The following is a 19,291-nucleotide window of genomic DNA, read 5'->3' on the forward strand; positions in this document are numbered from 1 at the left end:
CGGGACACCCGCGACCGACTAGCGTGCGTCCCATGTCTGATGTCGCGCGTCCCACGGAAGCTCAGATCGCCCAGGTACGCACTGCCGCGGAGGCGGTCAAGGCCGCGATCGACGCGCACCTCGCCTCGGTGGAGGAGAGAGCGGGCGCGGGGGACCCGCGGGTCGCCGGCACCTACGAGGCGCTGGCCGACGCGGCGGAGGTCTACGACGACCTCCTGGACCGCGTCTACGACGAGTTCACCCCCTTCGAGGTCCCCCGCCAGGACGTCGGCGGCCTCCCCGACCGCATCGAGCCCGAGGCGGTCTCGGTCCTGATCCGCCGCGACTACACCGTCACCGACCCGCGCCGCCTGCGCGAGGCGGTCGGCGGCACGACCGTCGCGGCGTCGCTGCGGGCCCTGTTCTCCGACAACGAGCCGGACCGCGTCGCCCACCACGCGTCCGAGCTGGGCCTGGAGGAGGGCGACTCCACCCTCTGGGTCGTCGCCGGCGAGCCCGCGTCGGAGCCGGGGGAGTGGCTCTCCGAGCCGTTCGACATCGCCGACGAGGACCTGCTGATCTGCCGCTTCGACGTCATCGAGGACTACGACGACGAACTGGAGCCCGCCGACCCCAGCTGACGCTCACAGCTGCCTGTGGCCACGCTGCGCGAGCTCGGGCTCGGCCCCCACGCCCGAGGTGCGCGCGGTGCGGGACCGCCGCAGCACGGCCGCCGAGGCGGCCGCGGCCCCCGGTCTACTCCCCGGCCAGGATCGCGCGCAGGCGCGTCGTGCGGGGGCGGGCCACCTGGGTGGCCACGTTCTGCTGCAGTGCGGCCGGAGCCAAGCCGCTCACCAGGGAGAGGTGGCGCTCCGCGCGCCCGCAGGCGGTGTAGAGCCACTGGCGGGTCAGTTCCGGGCCGGCGTCCGCGGTGGCCACGACGACCACGCCGGGCCAGCGCCGGCCGGCCGCCTGATGGGCGGTCAGCGCCCAGCCATGGCGCAGCTCACCGATGTGTTCGCGCGGGACGACCGCCGTCTCGGTGCCGAACGCGATCTCCAGGCCCTCCGGGACCGCGCGCCGGACCACGCCCTCGCGCAGCGCGCTCGGCGTCGGCGCGTGGACGACCGCGTCGCCGGCGTCGAAGCCCCCGAACTGCCCCGGCCCCGGGTTCAGCCGGGCCTTCAGCGCGGCGTTGAGCGCCCGCGTGCCCGCCGGGCCGGGGTGGACCGGCGTCAGGACGCGCACCTCCTCGGCGGGGATGCCGAGCGCGCGCGGGATCGAGTCGCCCACCAACTGCACGGCGCGGTGCACGGCCTCGGCCGCGTCCCGGGCCTGGACCAGCACGACCTCCTTGTCGGGGGAGGCCACGGGCTCGAACTCGCCGATGCCGATGCCGGAGACCAGCTCGCCGATCGGCCCGAAGTCGGGCTGTCGCGAGGCCACGACCGGCCCGGGCTTGGCCGCCAGCAGATCGGCGAAGACCCGCCCCGGGCCCGGCGACCACAGGTCGCCGGGATCCCCGCTGAACACCAGCCGCGCGCCGTCACCGAGCGACTCGACGACCGTCGCGGCGAGCTCGACGTCGACGGAGGACGCGTCGCAGACGATCAGCAGATCGAGCGCGAGCGCGCCGTCCGCGTCCCGCGCCGTGGTCGCGAGCAGCTGCCCCAGCGGGACGGCGTCTCCACCGAGCCGCCGCGCACTGTCGGCGTGCGCGGCGACGAGCGCGGCGCGCAGCCCGAGCTCACGCGCGGCGCGCAGCAGCGCGACCGGCTCACTCCGCGCGGTCTCCCCGCCGGTGTGCAGCACCACCGGCGCGTCGGCCACGGCCCGAACCAGCGCGGCCGCCGAGGAGTTGGGCGCGCCTGCAGCGACCTCCTCCCAACCGGGGCGCTCCACCGCGGCGTCCTCGCCGCCCTGGACCGCCGCTCGCTCGGGCCCGCCGCCCGCGCCGAGTTCCGTGGTGGCCGAGGTGCCCGAGCCGGTGTCTCCGGCAGGCTCGCCGCCCGCCCCACCGTCGTTCGGCCCGGACTCCCCGCCGGGCTCGCTGTCCTGGGCCGCGCCACCGACGCCAGGCCCGGCCAGACTCCCGCGCTCCGCGCCGTGGTCCCCGTCCGGCCCGCCGTCCGCGCCCGCGTCGGCCGACTCGTCCGCGCCGCCCCGGCCATCCGGGGTCCACTCCGGGCCGCCCGCCGCCGTGTCGCGGCCCGGGAAGGTCGAGGTGAGGCGGACGAGGCCGTCCGCCAGGCTTTCCTCGGCGAGGGCGAGGCGGTCGAGGGCGAGGAGGACGCGGCCCACCGGGCCGTCCTCGGACTCGTCCTCGTCGTCGCCCTCCTCCTGGAAGGTCATCACGTGGCCGTCCGTGACGACGGCCAGCAGGGCGTCGTCCGGGTCCGGCACGCCCTCGCGGGCGAGGCCCGCGCGGAGGTCGGGGAGCTCGACGGCCGTGTGGCCGTGCAGCGCGGCGCGCTCGAGGAGCCACTGGACCAGGGCGTTCGCGCGGCGGGCGTCGCCCGGCCCGGCGTCGGGGCCGAGGAGACCGCGGGCGAAGGCGTCGGCGTTGGAGGGCTGGACGCCGGGCACGCCGAGCACGGACCAGGGGTCCTCCCGCAGCAGCTCCGCCGCGCGCTCGCCCAGTGCGGCGACCGCCGCGCCCGCGAGCTGCGCGGGGGCGCCGCCCTCGCTGAGGACGGCCGTCGTGTCGGCCAGCGCGTCGCGCGCCTGCGCATCGACGTCCTGCGCACGGCCGTCCGCCGTGCGGATCGCCTCGGCGAGCTGCTCGGTGACCATGGCTGCGCTGTCGGTCATCGCTGGTGACCCCTCACCTCAGGACTGTTCCTTACGTGAGAACGCTATCGGTCCCCACTGACACGTCCGCGCAGCCACCAGGCCCGGGATGCCTCAGTACAGCGCCGTCCAGTGCTGGTCGGGGTAGACGTGCACGGGCGCGGAGATGTCGTCCAGCGCCGCGCGGATCTCCGCGGGCAGCACCAGCCGCTCGACCTGCAGCGCGGCCTGCAGCTGCGCGGCCGTGCGCGCGCCGAGGACCGGCGCGGTCACCCCGGGCCGGTCCCGCACCCAGGCCAGTGCGACCTGCATCGGCGTGGTCGCCAGGCCGTCCGCGGCCGTGGTCACCGCGTCGACGATGCGGCGTCCGCGCTCGTCCAGGTAGGGCTGGACGAACGCGCCGAAGGAGGGGGAGGCGCCGCGGGAGTCCGGCGGAGTGCCGTGGCGGTACTTGCCGGTCAGCACGCCGCGCCCGAGCGGGGAGGAGGCGAGCACGCCGATGCCGGCGTCCAGCGCGGCGGGCAGCACCTCGCGCTCTATCCCGCGCTGCAGCAGCGAGTACTCCATCTGCGTCCCGGCCAGGGCCGTGCGGCCGGGGACCGCGTGCTGCCAGGTCGCGGCCTTGGCGAGCTGCCAGCCGCAGTAGTTGCTGACGCCGGCGTAGCGCGCCCGGCCGCTGGAGACGGCGAGGTCGAGGGCCTGGAGGGTCTCCTCCATCGGGGTGTCCTCGTCGAAGGCGTGCACCTGCCACAGGTCGACGTAGTCGGTGCCGAGGCGGTTGAGCGAGGCGTCGAGCGCCTGGAGCAGGTGGCCGCGCGAGCCGTCGAAGCGCCGGTCGCGGTCCGGCACGCTGCCCGCCTTGGTCGCGATGACCAGCTCGCCGCGCGGGACCAGGCTCTCGGTGAGCTGCCCGAGCAGGTACTCCGCGCCCCCGTCGGCGTAGACGTCGGCGGTGTCGATCAGCGTGCCGCCCGCGTCGACGAAGGCCTTGAGCTGGTCGGCGGCCTCGTGTTCGTCCACGTCCCGGCCCCAGGTCATGGTGCCCAGTCCGAGGCGGGACACGCGTAGGCCGGTGCGGCCCAGATGACGCTGTTGCACGGGTGGCTGCCGTCCTTCCGTCGAGGCGAGCGGGGAGAGGGATGCGTGGATGCGGGGCGAGCCTACGCGGATCGGCGTGCCCCCGGGGGCATCGGCGATCACCCGCTTGGCGGCGTGTCCCTGAGCCCCCTGTCGGAGGGGTTTGCTACCGGCCAGTAGCCGGGTGGCGACCCGCGGACTAGAGTCGGCCCAGGCGGCACCACGACCGGTGCCGTCAGCCCGCCCGTCAGGAGGCAACAGCGTGCGACTCGGGATCAACCTCGGTTACTGGGGGCTCGGCAACGACGCCGACAACATCGCCGTCGCGCAGGAGGCGGACCGCCTCGGCTTCGCGGTCTGCTGGGCGGCGGAGGCCTACGGCTCCGACGCGGCGACCGTGCTGGCCTACGTGGCGGCCAAGACCGAGCGCATCGACGTCGGCTCGGCGATCTTCCAGATCCCGGCCCGCACGCCCACCATGACGGCGATGACCGCCGCCACCCTGGACACCCTCTCCGGCGGCCGCTTCCGCCTCGGCCTCGGCGTCTCCGGCCCGCAGGTCTCCGAGGGCTGGTACGGCGTCAAGTTCGACAAGCCGCTGGCCCGCACCCGCGAGTACGTGGAGATCATCCGCAAGGCCATGGCCCGCGAGCGCGTCTCCCACGACGGCGCCAACTGGACCCTCCCGCTGCCCGGCGGCCCCGGCAAGCCGCTGAAGCTGACGATCCACCCGGTCCGCGAGCACATCCCGCTCTACATCGCCGCGATCGGCCCGAAGAACCTGGAGCTCACCGGCGAGATCGCCGACGGCTGGCTCGGCATCTTCTTCGCCCCGGAGCAGGCCGAGCTCTCCCTCGCATCCGTGCGCGCGGGGCGCGAGAAGGCGGGCAGGACGATGGAGGGCTTCGACGTGGCCCCCAACGTCCCGATCGCGGTCGCGGCGAGCGACGGCGAGGCGGACCTGGCCGCGGCCGCGGACATCTTCCGCCACTACACCGCGCTCTACGTGGGCGGCATGGGCAGCAAGGAGCAGAACTTCTACAACCGCATCGCCTGCCGCATGGGCTACGAGGAGGCCGCGGAGGAGATCCAGAAGCTCTACCTCTCCGGCGACAAGGCCGCCGCCGCCGCGGCCGTCCCGCAGCAGCTGATCGACTCCACCACCCTCGTCGGCACCCGCGAGCGCATCGCCGACCGCCTCCGCTCCTACGCGGACGCGGGCGTGACCACGCTCAACCTCTCCCCGGGCGGGTTCTCGCTGGACGAGCGGATCACTGCGCTGCGTACGGCGGCGGAGGCGGTGGAGCTGGCCGGCCTGGCCTGAGCTCCCGCGCTCGGTTCAGAGTGCTTCGTAGGCCCCGGGCCGTGGTGGGGCGCTCGCGCCGGGCAGGCTCGCGTCGGAGCCCTGGCGTGCCGGCCCGAGGACCAGCCGTACGGTGGCCAGCAGAAGCGCGATGGCCCCGGTGACCAGCGCGGTCGTGCTGACCCGGTCCAGCCAGTGGGCGGCGTCGGGGCCGAGCGCGAGCTGGGCCTGGCGGTTGGCGACGTCCACGCTGATCATCAGGGCGGCGACAACCGCGTAGCCTGCCCAGGCCGCGCGGCTGTCGCCCCGGCGCAGGACCAGGATCGCGTAGCAGACGCACAGGCAGACCAGCAACGTCAGGAGGGTGTTGGCCACGGGCCACTGTCCCCAGCCGGTCCTGACGGCGGGTACGTGCAGTGCGCCCCCGAGGAGCAGCACGCCCGCGGCGAGCCAGCCCAGCGCGGTACGGACCGGTCTGTCGGCGCGGCGCCGCGACGCACGGCGCACCGCGCGACTGCTGCCGCCGTTCCCGGTGGCCGACGGTCCTTCCGTCGTCGGCGTCGGGGCCTGTTCCCCTTCGTCCTCGAGCGGGGCCGCACTGTCGGGCGGGTCAGGCATGTGCAGGATTCCCGCGAGCCGTGCCACATCCCAGACGGGTCGCCCCAGGGCTGCGGTCCGCAGCGCCACCTTGGCGTCGTCGCTTCCGGGCACCGCCACCAGGGCGAGCAGCCGGGCCACCTCCTCGACCGGTCGGCTGACCACCACGGCCCGGACCAGTTCATCGGCCAGGCTGGGTTGCGTGGACCGCAAGGCGACCACCAGCTCGACCAGGTCTTCCACCGGGCGGCCCGCGGCCAGCACACCCAGCGCCGACACCACCGCTCCCCGCTGATCGGTGCGCAGCAACGCCAGCAGGTCACTCACCTCTCCCACCGGCCGGCACGTGACGGCCTCCGCGACCAGCGCCCGGGCCCACTCGTCGCACACCCCGTCCGGGTCTCCCCCGTCCGGGTGGCCCGCGGACGCGGGGGTATCCGGTGCCTGCGCCTCCGGTGGGAATCCCCCCGGGTCGGGATCGGGGAGCTCCTGCTGGGTGGTGAGGGCCATGGCATATTCCTCCTGACCAAGCGTGCGCACACGTGTGCGGCACGTCTGGTACCAGCCTGTGACCCACTGTGTTGTCCGCCACCTGACAGACCCCGTCCGAGGGAACATCCCGCTCTCCGTCACCGGACAAGCGGTCGCGCGGTGGTCGAAGACCGAGCAGGCTTGCCGTGGGGGCGAGAGGAGCTTGGGATGGACAGAATCCACATGGCGCTCACCGGCAACGTGGGGGCGGTTCATGCTGTCGCAGCCGCTGTCGCCGGCACGTACCCGACCACCGAGCGCCAGGTTCCCCGAGCCCCTGGGATGCTGCACACGCGCATCTACGACGTCGACGCCACGTCGCCGCGACCCGACCAGGCGCCCCCCGACCGGGCCCCCGTCGGCGCCGGCGCCGTTCAGGTCAAACTGAGCGGCGACGTCGACGGTGTGCGTCTCCTGGCAACCTGGATGGCCCAGGTCTTCCGCTCGGACGAGCTCAAGGCCAGCCACGAGGGGGCACGCGTCAGCTTCGAGGTCCACCCGGACCAGGCTCCCCCGGATGCCGCGCCCGGCGGGTAGCCGGAGCGTGACATGCGGACGTCGTGTCAGAAGTCGGGCCGGGGCCCGTACAAGGCCTCGGCCTCGTCATCTCGGCCGAGAGCCCGCAAGCTGGAGCTCAGCCGGTCGCGAGTGCGGCGGATCCGCTTGTCCTCGTCGAAGGACGACGTCGCGTTCCCGCCGAGCAGACGCTTGTACCGCTGCAGGAGATCCTGGTTCAGCGTCAGGGCGAGTTCGTGGTTCTCCAGGTCCTGCGCCGCGATCGCCAGGTCGTCGGCGGCCCGCAGGGTCGAGAGGTGGTCCTGGCCCCGGGTACGGACGGACTTCTCGTGGACCTCGCGGTACGCACCGAACGCGGCGGGCAGCCCGCCCAAGCCGCGCAGGGCACCTGCCAGGCCGCTGACCGCGCGCAGGGCGGTGTCGGAGTCGCCGCCGAGCACCTCGGTGCAGACCGGGACGAGGTCCTGGCCGAGCCGCAGGGCGGACTGATGGTCGCCGGTCCGGCTCAGCGCGCCGCAGAGGTCGGCCGCCACGCTGAGCGCCGCCGGAGACCGCGGTCCGGACAGCTTCGCGCACAGCCTGTGCAACGATCTCAGCAGTCCGACCGCCTCGTCGCCGGCCCCGACCGCCAGGCACAGCGCCGCGTAGCGTTCGTGGGCGGAGATGCGGTCCGGGTGTTCCACCCCGAGTTCCACGGTCCACCGGCGGCAGATCCAGCCGGCCAGGGTACGTCCGGGCAGACCCGTGTCTGCTGCGTTCAGGTAGCTCAGGTCCGCCAGCACGACGGACCGGAACGCCCCAGGTGCCGAGCTGGGCACGCCGGCTTCCGCCAGGTAACCCAGCAGGACCCGGAGTTGCCCGGTGAGGAGCGCGAACTCGGCCCAGTGCTCCGGGACTTCCGGGTCGGGCACGGGGAACGAGGCGACCAGGTCACGGGCCTGTTCACAGGCCGCTGATAGGCCGCCGGTGTTGCGCCGGAACGCCTCCTGGATGTCGCGACTGAGGCCGGCCGTCGTCTCGTCGGTCATGACAGCTCGGCCAGAAGCTCGAGGTCCACGCCGTCGACGATCTCGGGGACGGTTCCGCCGCGTGCGACGCACGCGATGCCGCGCCCGATGGCGTCGCCGATCTCCGCCGGCACCAGGCCCGGGGTGCCCGCCGTGACGGCATGCTCCAGCAGGCGCATCGCCAACTCCCAATCGTCGGAGACCGCCTGGTAGAACTGACGGAGCGCCGCCCCGGGGCGCGTCCGCGTCAGTACGGGGAACAACCGACCTTGCACTTCGCCGATCGCCCACGTCAGGTGGTACGGCTGGGGCTTGCAGGTCCGCGCGTCGTGCAGCAGCCGGACGGGATCGATCTCCTCGTCCAGCTCCGCCAGATGGGAGAGCGCGTCGATCCTGTCCTGCGGGCTGGTGTTCTCGGCCTCGGCCGCGGTGCGGACCCGGGCGGCGAGTGGACGGAGGCCTGCCTCGTACTCCGGCCGTGCCTGGGCCGCGAAGGCCACCAGGGCCGCCGCCGCCTCGACCTTGCCGTCCGTCAGCAGCCCGTCGATCCGTGCCGTGAACGCGGCGCTCAGTGGCATCCCGGGTGCGGGGCTGAACAGGTCCACCACCGCGGCGTACCGTGGATCGCTGATCACGACGCCGGGCACCCTGGAGCGGTGACCGGGAGTCGCGGCCTGGATGAGGTACTCGTGGTGGACGGCCTGGGCCTTCGCGATGTCCGTGATCGGGTCCCCGTCGGGCGCGCCGAGCAGTTGCTGGTGCATCTGCAGGAACCCCCGGTTGGGGGTGCCTCCCGCGTTCAGCACGGTGACGCACTGGCGGGAGCCCCAGGCGAACATCGACATGCCCATCGCGCGCAGCAGGAAGTCCTTTCCTGCCAGCGCCTCCATGTCCTCGCTGCGGCAGCCCAGCGCGCGGACGCCCACCTCGAACCGGATCCGGTGGTCGGGCCGCTCGTAGGCCCAGGCCTTCGTGTCCGTGTCCGCACCGTCGAAGCTCCAGCGGTAGGCCTCGGTGTCCGCGAGCGCGTCGTCGAGCTCCACCGCGAAGGAGTCGTCCCGCGGGCAGTAGCCGTTGTCGTGAGCCGCCCGGTTCAGGCCGGCGAAGGCGATCGCACGCTCGCCGGGGTCCGTGATCGAGTCCGCCAGGCCGGCGGCGCGCCCCAGGTCACCGGAGACCTCGGACTCGGCGAGCAGGCGCAGGACGCGGGCCAGGCGGTAGGGCCCGGAGGACACGTTGCGCACCAGGTCGGCCGGGTCCCGGAAGAACTGCCTTCGCGCGCGCCCGGCCCAGTCGTTGCTGAGATTGAAGACCAGCATGATGCCCTCCATCTCGGAGTGCCGGATCGACCGCGGCTCTCCGATGGGATGGACGGGGGTCATCCGCTTGACCCGGGGGCTCGGGGTGTCGGCGAAGGACTCCGGCGCGTAGCAGGACCAGCCCTTCCGCGCGGCCAGGGACTGATCCGCCTCGGTCTCGCGCAGGATCTCCTCGAGCAGCCGGTCCGCCGTCGCGATGTCCCCGTCGTCCAGGCAGCGATGCGCGATCTCTGCGAGCGAGGTGTAGCGGTCGGGGTTGATGGTCGGGTGATCCAGCGACGTCGAGGACCAGGTGACGTCGGAGATCTCCCGCGCCACCTCGGCCGCCCGGGCCGCGTCGAACTCGGCCATGTCCTCCGCCACCGACGCGAGGCTCCGGTCCCGGTCGTTCGCCTCCATGAACCCGTGGATCTCGTTCGCCCGCGGGATCCGCGCGTACCTCTCCTCCACGACGTCGACGGTGTAGGCGTTCATGGCCCGCAGCATGCGGGTGGTTCCGGTGCCGCGGTCGCCCCACCAGTCCAGCCGGTCGGCGAGCGGCCGCGCCCGGTCCGGCTCACCCCACCGCGTCCACAGCTCGAACGCGCGCAGCAGGCCCCGGTCCGTATGGCCGTTGATCATGGTGAGGTCGAGCGGGGAGAGGAGCAGACGTGCCGTCTCCCGGTCCGTGTCCGCGATCAGTTCGGCCGCCTCGGCGGCGTTCCCCTCGAACTCGTTGTGACCGACGGCTTCGAACGCCGTGGCGCGCAGCTCGGCGAGGAGCGCCGATGCCCGCTCCGGTACGTGGGGGTGCCACGCGGCGGCGAGCCGGGCGAGAGAGACGAGCCGCCGGTGCGGTGGCAGGTCGCCGAGACCCGCCTGCGCCGTCTCCAGGATCGAGCGGGCCTGCTCGGGGGTGGCCCGGGCCGCCAGCTCGACGTAGCCGTCGATCTTGTCTCCCTGAACCTTGTCGAGGAGGGCACGCGCCGCTTCGATGCCGGTTGCGGCCCGCGCGGCGGCGCGGTAGAGCGGGTCCGGTGCTTCCCCGTCCCTGCCGTCCAGGCTGGTGGCGTGCCGCCACAGGCGCAGCGCCCGTTCCAGGTCGCGCGCGGCGACCTCCTGCGCGGCGAGCCTGACGGCGGCCCCGGAGACCGCGGCCACCGCCGTCTCGACCAGGAGGTCCGTCACGTCCTCCCCGGGCGGCGCGGTCGCCCGGATCTCCCGCACACCGGCGAACTGCTGGACCGACGGCGGCATCGCGGTCACCCGGTCGAGCGCCTCGCGGAGCCGGCCGCGTCGGGCGAGCAGCCCGAGTGCCCGGGGCGGCAGCGCGATGCTCGCCCGTGAGCCCAGGTTGCGGACCACGCCCAGAAACATGACCTGGGCCAGGCCGGCGTCGACGTCGCCGCTTCGGGCGACCTGCTCGGCGGCGCGGTCGGCGAGTTCGAGGAACCGCTGATCGGTGCCGAACCTGGCCCGGATCGCGCGCAGCAGCGCCGGGCACACCATGCTCACCAGCTCGTCGGCGTCGCCCGATCGCTCGACGTGGTACGGGAGATGTTCCAGGCCGTACCGGTCGACCCGCGCCCAGTCGACCTCCGCCCAGCTGGTCGCCTGACCGTAGTAGTGGTCCGCGATCCGGTCGTGCCACTGGAGTTCCGAGAGGCGCTCGGCCGCGAAGAACTCTCCCACCGACTCGTGGAAGAACGCGAGGTGGTCCGGCTCCAGCAGGAACCGCAACCGGCTGAGCACGTCCGTCACCGACTGCTCGTACACCTGCAACTCGGCGAACGCGACGAGCTGATCGATGGTCAGCGGCTCCCGGGCGACCGTCAGGACGCCGAGGATCGGTCGCCCCACGCCCTCCCACGCCGGGACCGACCGCCGTGGAGCGCCCCGCGGGCCGCGCACCTGCTGATCCCCGAGCCGCTCGATCTCCGCCTGCGCCCAGACGGCCAGCTCGGCGTAGATCCCGCGGAGGTCCGAGGGGAAGCCGTCCAACCGCAGCAGCCGTGCGGTGAGTTCCCTGCTGGCCTCGCCGGTCGTCCTGGCCGCGTCGTCGAGCGCGCGGGCGAAGGTGGCCAGGTACTGGAAGTTGCCGTGCGCGTGCCGGGCGAGTCGGTGGTAGAAGTCGTCGGCCAGCATGCCGGACGCCTCCACGCGCTCCGAGGGGATGGCGCTCGCCGCGTACGCGGCCAGGTCGGCGGCGGTGCGGACGTCCTCGGCGTCCAGCGTGATCACGGTGAGCCGCTCACGCTGGACCGTGCGGATCAGGTCGAGCGCCGGGTCGGGGCGGGACGTCAGGACCAGTTGGACGTTGGGCGGGAGGCTGACTCCGCCGAGCCAGGCGTGCAGGCGGCCGACGGTGTCGTCCTCGCCGGCCTGAACACGCGCCCTGGCCGCGATGTCGAGTCCGTCGAGCACGATCACGATCCTGGCCGACGGGTCGCGCTCCAGCAGGATCCGGGCCGGGGCGATCAGCGCCACCTGTGCGAGCGTCTCCGCGTCCATGAGGTCCGGGTCGAGTTCCATCGAGCCGATCTCGACGCCGGTCACCGACCCCGCCACCTGGTCCACGTGCTGTTCCACGACCAGGCGCTGCTCCACCACCTTCGCAGCGGTGCTGACGAACGGTGAGACGACCAGCTTGCCGATCTTCGCCGCGACCACGGAGGCGTCGGGCTCCACCGTGCCGAACCACTGCCTGACGATGACGTCGAGACGCTGCACGTCGAAGGCCTGTGGGTAGCGCCTGGCGAATTGGTGCCCGATCGACTTGAGGAACTCCGTGACGTTCGGGTGCGCGTGCACGCCGCCGTCGTCCCGCCCCACGAAATACCGCAGCCAGTCGTCGTTCTCGTCGATCAGTTTGCTTGCCAGGCTCGTCTTCCCCGTTCCCGGCACCCCGGTGACGAGCACGAACCGCTGCGACGCGTCCGCAAGAGCGGCGGTGACCCCGTCCAACAGCCAGCGGCGCTCCACATGTCCAGCGCCGGTGAATTCACGAATGACGCCCTCGAACGATCCGACGGCCATGGTCAACTCGCGGAATCGTCGTAGCCGATGACCGTGCCCGTCCTTTTGACCCGTTTCACCTTCATGTCGATGTCGAACCGTCCGGCGGCGATTCGCGTCCGGACCCCGGTCACGAGACCGGCCACCTCGTCCACGGTCATGACGACCCGCACCGGCGCCGACGGCTCGTCCCGGAAGGCGATCGGCGTCCCGTAGACGGCAGCGAGGAGCCTCCGTAGCTCCTCGGCCGCCTCCAGCGCGTGCGGGCTGCGCAGGATGTCCGGCTTGCGGAGGATTTCCGCCAGTTCCCTCAGCGCGGGCTCGCAGACCTTCACCATCGCGGGATCGGGCGGGGGCAGCACGCTCGGTTCGGCGACGATCGGCGGGGTCGGCCGGCGCTCGCGGTCCTTCTTGGCGCGATGGCGCTGCAGCAGCTCATCGACCTGCTGGTAGAGGAATTTGATCCCCTCGCCCGCAGCGACGGTGGACAGTCCGGCCAGGCCTGTCGGGTCCATGTTCAGCTCCCTCCCCCGGCCCACGATACTGGGACGGTGACGATCGGGGGCCCGTTTCGCTGGGGCGCGGCCCGGCCGGGAGCCGGACCACCCGCGGCCGACGAATCAGCCCCGGAATCTTTCCAAGAGCCTCACGAGCTCCCCACGCCCTCTCCGTTGGAGATGCTTACGGTTGGCCAGGACAAGATTTCGTTCGAGAACCCTGGATGCCACTCGTGGATTACTGCGCCTCGTGCCGTCGGCACGTCAACGGGGCCCTGTCGTGTCCGGGTTGTGGCACCTACTTCCTGACCGAGGCCCCCGTCGCCGAGACCGTCGCACCGGCGAACGCGATACCCGACGAGTCGGCGCCGGTCGCCGTGGCCATCGGGGGACGCGCCGCGCGGCGACGGCGCCTGGCGCAGCTGAAGAAGCACAAGCGCAGGGCTGCCACCGCCACGGTGTTCGCCCTCTTCGGCGGAGGTCTGACGCTTGCGGCGCTGCCCGACAGCGCGGCCGCCAAGCACGCGAGCGCGGCCGCGGCCCCGCAGACGGTGGACCCGGTCGGCACCCCGAGCGGTCTCGGCAACAACCCCAGGCCGGAGCCGACCACGGCCACCCCGACGCAGCAGCCGTCGGCGCCCGCGTCCACGCAGGCCACCCCCGGCACGCAGTCGGCCGCGCCGACGCGGTCCACGGCGGCCCCGAGCACGCAGGTCGTCACTCCGGCGGGTACTCAGGCCGGCACCGGTCAGGTCTCGGTCCGCTCCGCCGCGTCGCGCGCGCCGCGCACCCCTCAGGCCGCGGCGCCGACCGCCGCCGCCGGTAGCCCGACCTCGGTGCCCACCAGCACCAACACGAGCCCCACGACCAGCACGACCGGCACGAGCACGCAGCCGAGTTCCAGTGCGAGTTCGCCCACCGGCAGCGCCACGCACCAGCCCATCATCTGCGTGCTGGGACTCGTCTGCGTCAACTGACGCTCCCTCGCTCAGCGGCCGTTGAAGTAGAGGTTGAGCCTGCCGTTGGTGCTGCTGTCGCTGACGACGGCGGTGCTGCCGGACGAGCTGTTGCCGCTCCAGGCGAGGGTTTTCGGCGCGGTGTGTCCGGGCTGCTCGGTCAGGTGGATGTTCGTCATCGCCACGTAGGGCGCGTTGGGGTTCTTCGCGGCGACGCCGTCGGTGTAGGGCTCGAAGCACTCGATGACGCCGTCGGCGGGAGTGGTCCGGTGCTCCGTGACGTTCGCGGCCGGGTAGCCGACGAAGGACTCGTGGTAGTTGTACGTGCCGTTGCTGTGGGAGAGGTAGTCGATCCGCCCGGTCAGTTTCGTGCCGGGGGAGACGTTCAGGTAGGCGCCGTGGGCGTACTTCCCGCCGACGTAGTACCAGTTGGCGATCTTGTACGAGGCCGACCCGTTGCCCCGACTGCAGGACCGGCTGGAGCGCGCCGCCGGAGAGCCCGTTCCAGATGAAGTAGGTCGTCGTGCTGGTGGAGTCCTTCGGCTTCGGCGGCACCGTCCATGTCGTGCTGAACGACTGGATGTGCTGCACGTCGTAGTCCGTGGGGCAGTGACCGCCGAGCGTGGTGCTGCTCTGGACGGCGGGCACGCGCGTACGGGCCCGGAGGCTCGCCGCGTGGCGGTACGGGTCGGCTGAGGTCGCGCCCGTGGCGGCCGCGCCGAGGTCGGCGAGGACGGCGTCGGTCCGCAGATCGACCTTCTTCACCCGGCCGTCGACGATCCACAGGCCCTGGTGGTCGTCGACCTGCACGACCTCGGAGGAGGGCAGCAGGCCGTAGGGGGAGGGAGAACCAGTCCCCGCGGATCGGTTGGACGCCGTCGGCGGAGTGGGTGCGGCTGCCGAACCTCTGGCTGGCGGGGTTCACCCTGCTGCTCGGCGGTCTCGGCTTCGGTCTGGTCCGGCTGCTGCGCGACCGGGCCCGGTTCCCGCAGGGGCAGTTGGCATGAGCGACACCCCGACCCCGGACGCGCCGGCCCATCCGACCCAGGCCCTCGACGACACCGTCCACCAGCGCGCCCGCCTCGGGATCCTCGCGGTCCTGCACGAGTCGGCGAAGGTGGAGTTCACCTTCCTGCGCCAGGCCCTCGACCTGACCGCCGGAAACCTCTCCCGCCACCTCCAGGTCCTGGAAGAGGCCGGCCTGGTCACCGTGGACAAGGGCTACGAGGGCCGCCGCGCCCGCACCTGGGTCCGCATCACCAAGCCGGGCTGTACCGCTTTCCTCGCCGAGATCGCCCACTTGAAGGAACTGATCCGCCGCGTGGACGAGGGCGGCTGACCAGGCGCCCCGACGACAGCCGGCAGCCTCAGGGAGTCGTCGGCCTCGCGAGGCTGTTCGCGATCACCGCGTGCAGGGCGTCGGTGTCGACGGGGGAGCCGTCCGCCGCCCAGGCGACGTAGCTGTCCGGGCGGAGCAGCAGGGTGGTGGCGCCCAGGTGGTCCGCGGTGGTGGCGTGGACGAGGTCGACGCCGGGTGGGAGCGGGAGGTCGGTCGGGGCGGTGTCGGAGAGGTCGAGCAGGACGGCGTGGCCCGCGCGGAACAGGGCGGAGAGGCGGGTGGGGCCGGTGTCCGTGGTCAGGTCCACGTCCGGGACGCGGTGGCCGGTGAGCGGGTGGGCGCCGGGCAGGGGGTAGCTCAGCGAGAGGCCGGACATCAGGCCCGCGACATGGCGGTTGGCGTCGGGCAGGCGCAGCAGGTCGATGACGATGTCGCGCAGGGCGGCCACGTCCTCGCTCGGGCGGGGGTCCGCCAGGACGCGTTGGGCCGAGGTGTGGTGCAGCACCGCGGCCGCCACGGGGTGGCGTTCGGCGTGGTAGCTGTCCAGGAGGCCCTTGGGCGCCCGGCCCTGGAGCGTGGCGGCCAGCTTCCAGCCGAGGTTGAAGGCGTCCTGGAGGCCGAGGTTGAGGCCCTGCCCGCCCAACGGCGGGTGGATGTGGGCGGCGTCGCCGGCGAAGAGCACGCGGCCGGTGCGGTACTGCTCCAACTGCCGGGTGGCGTCACCGAACCGGGAGGCGTTCTCGACGGCGGCCAGCACGGTCTCCGGTCCGTAGACCGCGCGCAGGCCCGCGGCGATCTCCTCGTGCGTGACGGGTGTGTCGCGGTCGAGGCCGTCCTGGTCCGCCGGCCGGGGCGCGGACTCCGTCCGTCCGAAGGTGAGCCGGTAGCGGTCCTCGTCGAGCGGGGCCAGCATGGACCAGTAGCCGCCCGCCTGCCGGGTCAGCGTGCTCATGTGCCCCAACTGCTGCGGCACCAGCGGTGAGACGGCCGAGAGTCGGACGTCGGCGAGCACCGCCTCGTGCGTCCCGGGCCGGCCCGGGAACGGCAGCCCGAGCAGCTTGCGCACCGTGCTGTGCCCGCCGTCGCACGCCACGGCGTACCGGGCGCGGATCCGGAGCCCGTCGGTCGCCGTCACCACGACACCGTCGTCGTCCGAGGCGACCCCGGTGACGGCGGCGCCGCGCCGCACCTGCGCGCCGTGGGCGATTGCGCGGGCCTCCAGTACCTCCTCGATCTCCCACTGGGGGACGGCGATCGGGTACGGGTGCCGCGTGTGCCAGGGCGTGCAGTCCAGGGGGACCGGAAGCGCGGCGAAGTGGCCGCCGACCGGCTCGCGCGACGTGGCCCGGGTGAGCAGGGGCTCCAGTAGGCCGCGGAGCTCCAGCAGTTCGGCGGTGCGGGGCTGGATGCCGCCGCCCTTGACCTGTTCGACGCGTCGTTCCGCCTGCTCCAGCACGACCGTCCCGACCCCGGCCAGGGCCAGTTCGCAGGCCAGCAGCAGCCCGGTCGGTCCGGCGCCCACGACGACGACCTCGGTGTCGACCACGGCAGTCACCTCTCCTCCGCATTCATCGCCTCAGGGCAAAAGTATACCTGGTGCAGAAATGCCCTGGGGGGAGCGTGCTGCTACGGTGAGTGACGTGGACGAAGCCAAGCTGGGACTGCGGGAGCGGAAGAAGCAGCGGACCCGCGCGGCGATCTCCGACGCGGCGATCGGGCTCTTCCTGGAGCACGGATTCAGCCAGGTCTCGGTGGCCCAGGTGGCCGAGGCGGCGGAGGTGTCCAAGCGGACGCTCTTCGCCTACTTCCCGTCCAAGGAAGACCTGGTGGTGCACCGCCTGGCCGACCACGAGACGGAGCTCGCGCGGGTCGTCAGGGCGCGCGGGAACGACGCGTCACCGCTCGCGGCGGTGCGCGCGCACTTCCTTGCGGGGCTGAGCGAGCGGGACCCGATCACGGGGCTGAACGACCACCCCCAGGTCCTGCGGCTGACCCGGATGATCCTCGACGCGCCCTCGCTGGTGGCCCGGATGGAGGGCTTCAAATCCGGCGCGGAACGGGCGCTCGCCGCCGCCCTGCACGAGACCGCGGACCTGCCCGAGCTCACGGCGCGGTTGGGGGCGGTCCAGATCGTCGCGGTCCAGTGGGCGCTGTCGCAGGACAACGCCCACCGCATGGCGGCCGGGGAGACGGCCGACGGCCGCTACCCGGGCGCGGTGGCCGACGCCCAGCACGGCTTCGCACTGCTGGCGCACGGCCTGGGGGAGTGACCCCGCGTCAGCGAAGCCGCCGAGGAGCCCCGGGCCCAGAAGTCCCTCGCCTAGGCGTCCGCGGCCGGGGCGCGGTTGTGGTCGCCCGTGGTGCCGTCGAGGAGCTCGCGGAGGATGTCCACGTGGCCCGCGTGGCGCGCGGTCTCCTCGATCATGTGGACCAGCACCCAGCGCATCGAGACCTGCGCACCGGCCCATGAGGTGCCGGTGGCGTCCAGGTCGCTCGCCTCGATGACGGCGTTGGCCGCCGCGCAGGCCCGCTCGTAGAAGGCGAGGAGGTCGGCCGTCTTCTCGCCGGGCTCGACGCGCAGGTCGGCGTCCTCGTCCTCCTCGTCGAAGGGGAGCGGCTCCGTCGCGACCCCGAAGGTCTGGCAGAACCAGCCGTACTCGCACGCGCCCAGGTGCTTGACCAGGCCGAGGAGCGTGGTGCCCGAGGACACCGGGGAGGTGCGCAGCTGCTCGTCGTCCAGGCCCTCCAGCTTCCAGCGGATGGCGGCGCGGTGGCGCTCCATGCTGTGGAGCAGGATCTCCTTCTCGGTCCCCGTGTGGGGCGACCTCATCGTCGTCATGCTCGCGAACGTAGCAGCGGGCACTGACAGCACGCGGCTGATTTAGGCTGGGCAGCATGCCGACGTTGCTGCTGGTCCGCCATGGCCGTTCCACCGCGAACTCCTCAGGGATCCTGGCCGGGTGGAGCCCCGGCGTCGCGCTGGACGAACACGGGGAGCAGCAGGCCAAGACTCTGGCCGAGCGGCTCGCCGCGCTGCCGCTGCAGACGGTGGTCAGCAGCCCGCTGGACCGCTGCCGGCAGACCCTCGGGCCGCTGCTCGCGACCCGGCCGGAACTCACCCTGCGGTTGGACGAGCGCCTGGGGGAGTGCCGCTACGGCGACTGGACCGGCCGCGGCCTGGCCGAGCTGGCCAAGGAGCCGCTGTGGGCCACCGTGCAGACCCAGCCGTCCGCCGCGACCTTCCCCGGACCGGAGGGCGAGTCCCTGCGCGAGATGAGCCACCGGGCGGTGGAGAGCGTGCGCGAGTGGGACGCCGAGGTCGAGCGCGAGCACGGACCGGACGCGGTCTGGCTGGCCTGCAGCCACGGCGACGTGATCAAGGCGATCGTCGCGGACGCCCTCGGCCTGCACCTGGACCTGTTCCAGCGCATCTCGATCGAACCCGCCTCGATCACCGCGATCCGCTACACCTCGGTCCGCCCGTACCTGCTCCGCCTCGGGGACACCGGAGACCTCGGCGGCCTCGCGCCGCGTCCGCGCCCGGCTTCGAGCGACGGCGAGCAGGGGCGGGACGACGCCGTGGTCGGCGGCGACACCGGAACCCGGTGACCAGTGGGTAGGGTGGAATGGATCGCGAGATCGTTTCGGCGCCCTCGAGATCCGTCCCGTCCCACCCGGGTCATGTCAGGGCCTCCGCACGACCCGACCCGGCCCGTCCCCTCGCCCTCCGATTCCGTGGAGCAGACATCGTGCCCCGCCAGGTGTTCTTCTACGACCCCCCCGAGCGCTTCGTGGCCGGAACGGTCGGCGAGCCGGGCCACCGCGCCTTCTACCTGCAGGCCAGCGCCCGCGGTCGGATCACCACCGTGCTGCTGGAGAAGGGGCAGGTCGCCGCGCTGGCCGAGCGCGTCGACGAGCTGCTCGACGAGGTCGTCCGGCGTGCGGGCGGCAGCACCTCGGTGCCCGCCCTCGCCCCGCCGGAGATGATGGACTCCGCCCCGCTGGACAGCCCCATCGACGAGGAGTTCCGGGTCGGCACCATGGCGCTGGCCTGGGACGACACGGTTCAGCTGCTGGTTGTCGAGGCGCAGGAGGTCGTCGAGGGCGAGGAGGAGGCCGACGAGCCGACCCTCTTCGAGGACGAGGAGGAGGGCCCCTCGCTGCTGCGGGTGCGCCTCAACGGCGCGATGGCCCGCGTCTTCGCCAAGCGGGCCCTGGAGCTGGTCTCGGCCGGACGGCCGCCGTGCCCCTTCTGCAGCCTGCCGCTGGACCCGGAGGGCCATGTGTGCCCGCGTCAGAACGGTTACCGGCGCTGAGCGCCCAGGGCCCCGCGCCCAGCTCCCAGCCCGGTTCGCAGCCGCTCGCGGTACCGGAGGCGGACCCGGC

At 73.2% G+C, this 19,291-nt stretch carries 17 protein-coding genes; 8 read left to right on the top strand and 9 right to left on the bottom strand.

What is annotated here, in order from left to right; all coding sequences use genetic code 11:
- The first annotated feature begins 32 nt into the window (after positions 1–32).
- Complete coding sequence (locus tag DN069_RS19380) at positions 33–620, top strand: hypothetical protein (protein ID WP_111502463.1); 588 nt, start codon at positions 33–35, stop codon at positions 618–620.
- A 115-nt stretch (positions 621–735) separates the two neighbouring features.
- On the opposite strand, the gene DN069_RS19385 is transcribed toward DN069_RS19380, so the two are convergent.
- Positions 736–2,790, bottom strand: a complete 2,055-nt coding sequence (locus DN069_RS19385) for an ATP-binding domain-containing protein (RefSeq protein WP_111502465.1) — start codon at positions 2,788–2,790, stop codon at positions 736–738.
- 93 nt (positions 2,791–2,883) lie between these two features.
- A complete protein-coding gene (locus tag DN069_RS19390) occupies positions 2,884–3,867 on the bottom strand; it encodes an aldo/keto reductase (protein WP_111502467.1) in 984 nt (327 codons plus the stop codon).
- 241 nt (positions 3,868–4,108) lie between these two features.
- Between DN069_RS19390 and DN069_RS19395 the strand changes: the two genes are divergently transcribed.
- Positions 4,109–5,170 carry an LLM class F420-dependent oxidoreductase gene (locus DN069_RS19395; RefSeq protein WP_111502469.1) on the top strand — a complete coding sequence of 354 codons (1,062 nt, stop codon included), beginning with the start codon at positions 4,109–4,111 and terminating at the stop codon, positions 5,168–5,170.
- A gap of 15 nt (positions 5,171–5,185) precedes the next feature.
- Here DN069_RS19395 and DN069_RS19400 read toward each other — a convergent pair whose 3' ends face one another.
- On the bottom strand, positions 5,186–6,256 hold the full coding sequence (locus DN069_RS19400) for a hypothetical protein (RefSeq protein WP_111502471.1): 1,071 nt from the start codon (positions 6,254–6,256) through the stop codon (positions 5,186–5,188).
- Positions 6,257–6,445: 189 nt separating this feature from the next.
- On the opposite strand from DN069_RS19400, the gene DN069_RS19405 reads away from it, so the two are divergent.
- Positions 6,446–6,814: a hypothetical protein gene (locus DN069_RS19405; RefSeq protein ID WP_111502473.1), complete on the top strand. Its 369-nt coding sequence runs from the start codon at positions 6,446–6,448 to the stop codon at positions 6,812–6,814.
- 26 nt (positions 6,815–6,840) lie between these two features.
- Here DN069_RS19405 and DN069_RS19410 read toward each other — a convergent pair whose 3' ends face one another.
- Genes DN069_RS19410 through DN069_RS19420 form a run of 3 tightly spaced genes read right to left on the bottom strand, consistent with a single transcriptional unit; the run spans position 6,841 to position 12,628 of the window.
- The gene (locus DN069_RS19410; protein WP_111502475.1) at positions 6,841–7,821 is read right to left on the bottom strand and encodes a tetratricopeptide repeat protein; all 981 of its coding nucleotides are present in this window, start codon (positions 7,819–7,821) and stop codon (positions 6,841–6,843) included.
- Complete coding sequence (locus DN069_RS19415) at positions 7,818–12,134, bottom strand: P-loop NTPase family protein (protein WP_111502477.1); 4,317 nt, start codon at positions 12,132–12,134, stop codon at positions 7,818–7,820. Before DN069_RS19415 ends, DN069_RS19410 begins: the two co-directional genes overlap by 4 nt.
- 2 nt (positions 12,135–12,136) lie before the next feature.
- On the bottom strand, positions 12,137–12,628 hold the full coding sequence (locus DN069_RS19420; RefSeq protein WP_111502479.1) for a hypothetical protein: 492 nt from the start codon (positions 12,626–12,628) through the stop codon (positions 12,137–12,139).
- A 206-nt stretch (positions 12,629–12,834) separates the two neighbouring features.
- Here DN069_RS19420 and DN069_RS19425 point away from each other — a divergent pair, with 206 nt between their 5' ends.
- Positions 12,835–13,587 carry a RodZ family helix-turn-helix domain-containing protein gene (locus tag DN069_RS19425; protein WP_133259976.1) on the top strand — a complete coding sequence of 251 codons (753 nt, stop codon included), beginning with the start codon at positions 12,835–12,837 and terminating at the stop codon, positions 13,585–13,587.
- An 11-nt stretch (positions 13,588–13,598) separates the two neighbouring features.
- On the opposite strand, the gene DN069_RS40105 is transcribed toward DN069_RS19425, so the two are convergent.
- Positions 13,599–13,745 (bottom strand): hypothetical protein, encoded by a 147-nt coding sequence (locus DN069_RS40105; protein WP_165845547.1) that lies wholly within the window; start codon positions 13,743–13,745, stop codon positions 13,599–13,601.
- A gap of 824 nt (positions 13,746–14,569) precedes the next feature.
- Between DN069_RS40105 and DN069_RS19435 the strand changes: the two genes are divergently transcribed.
- Complete coding sequence (locus DN069_RS19435) at positions 14,570–14,905, top strand: winged helix-turn-helix domain-containing protein (protein WP_111502485.1); 336 nt, start codon at positions 14,570–14,572, stop codon at positions 14,903–14,905.
- Positions 14,906–14,933: 28 nt separating this feature from the next.
- Here DN069_RS19435 and DN069_RS19440 read toward each other — a convergent pair whose 3' ends face one another.
- Positions 14,934–16,460 (bottom strand): FAD-dependent monooxygenase, encoded by a 1,527-nt coding sequence (locus tag DN069_RS19440; protein ID WP_111502487.1) that lies wholly within the window; start codon positions 16,458–16,460, stop codon positions 14,934–14,936.
- Positions 16,461–16,509: 49 nt separating this feature from the next.
- On the opposite strand from DN069_RS19440, the gene DN069_RS19445 reads away from it, so the two are divergent.
- Positions 16,510–17,175, top strand: coding sequence for a TetR/AcrR family transcriptional regulator (locus tag DN069_RS19445; protein ID WP_111502489.1), 666 nt, complete (start codon positions 16,510–16,512; stop codon positions 17,173–17,175).
- 50 nt (positions 17,176–17,225) lie between these two features.
- Here the strand turns inward: DN069_RS19445 and DN069_RS19450 are convergent, their stop codons facing one another.
- Positions 17,226–17,744: a DinB family protein gene (locus DN069_RS19450; RefSeq protein ID WP_111502491.1), complete on the bottom strand. Its 519-nt coding sequence runs from the start codon at positions 17,742–17,744 to the stop codon at positions 17,226–17,228.
- 56 nt (positions 17,745–17,800) lie between these two features.
- Here DN069_RS19450 and DN069_RS19455 point away from each other — a divergent pair, with 56 nt between their 5' ends.
- Positions 17,801–18,514, top strand: a complete 714-nt coding sequence (locus tag DN069_RS19455) for a histidine phosphatase family protein (RefSeq protein ID WP_111502493.1) — start codon at positions 17,801–17,803, stop codon at positions 18,512–18,514.
- A gap of 140 nt (positions 18,515–18,654) precedes the next feature.
- Positions 18,655–19,221 carry a DUF3090 domain-containing protein gene (locus tag DN069_RS19460; protein ID WP_111502495.1) on the top strand — a complete coding sequence of 189 codons (567 nt, stop codon included), beginning with the start codon at positions 18,655–18,657 and terminating at the stop codon, positions 19,219–19,221.
- Positions 19,222–19,291 lie beyond the last annotated feature (70 nt).

Source organism: Streptacidiphilus pinicola (assembly GCF_003258295.1).
Taxonomy (GTDB): domain Bacteria; phylum Actinomycetota; class Actinomycetes; order Streptomycetales; family Streptomycetaceae; genus Streptacidiphilus; species Streptacidiphilus pinicola.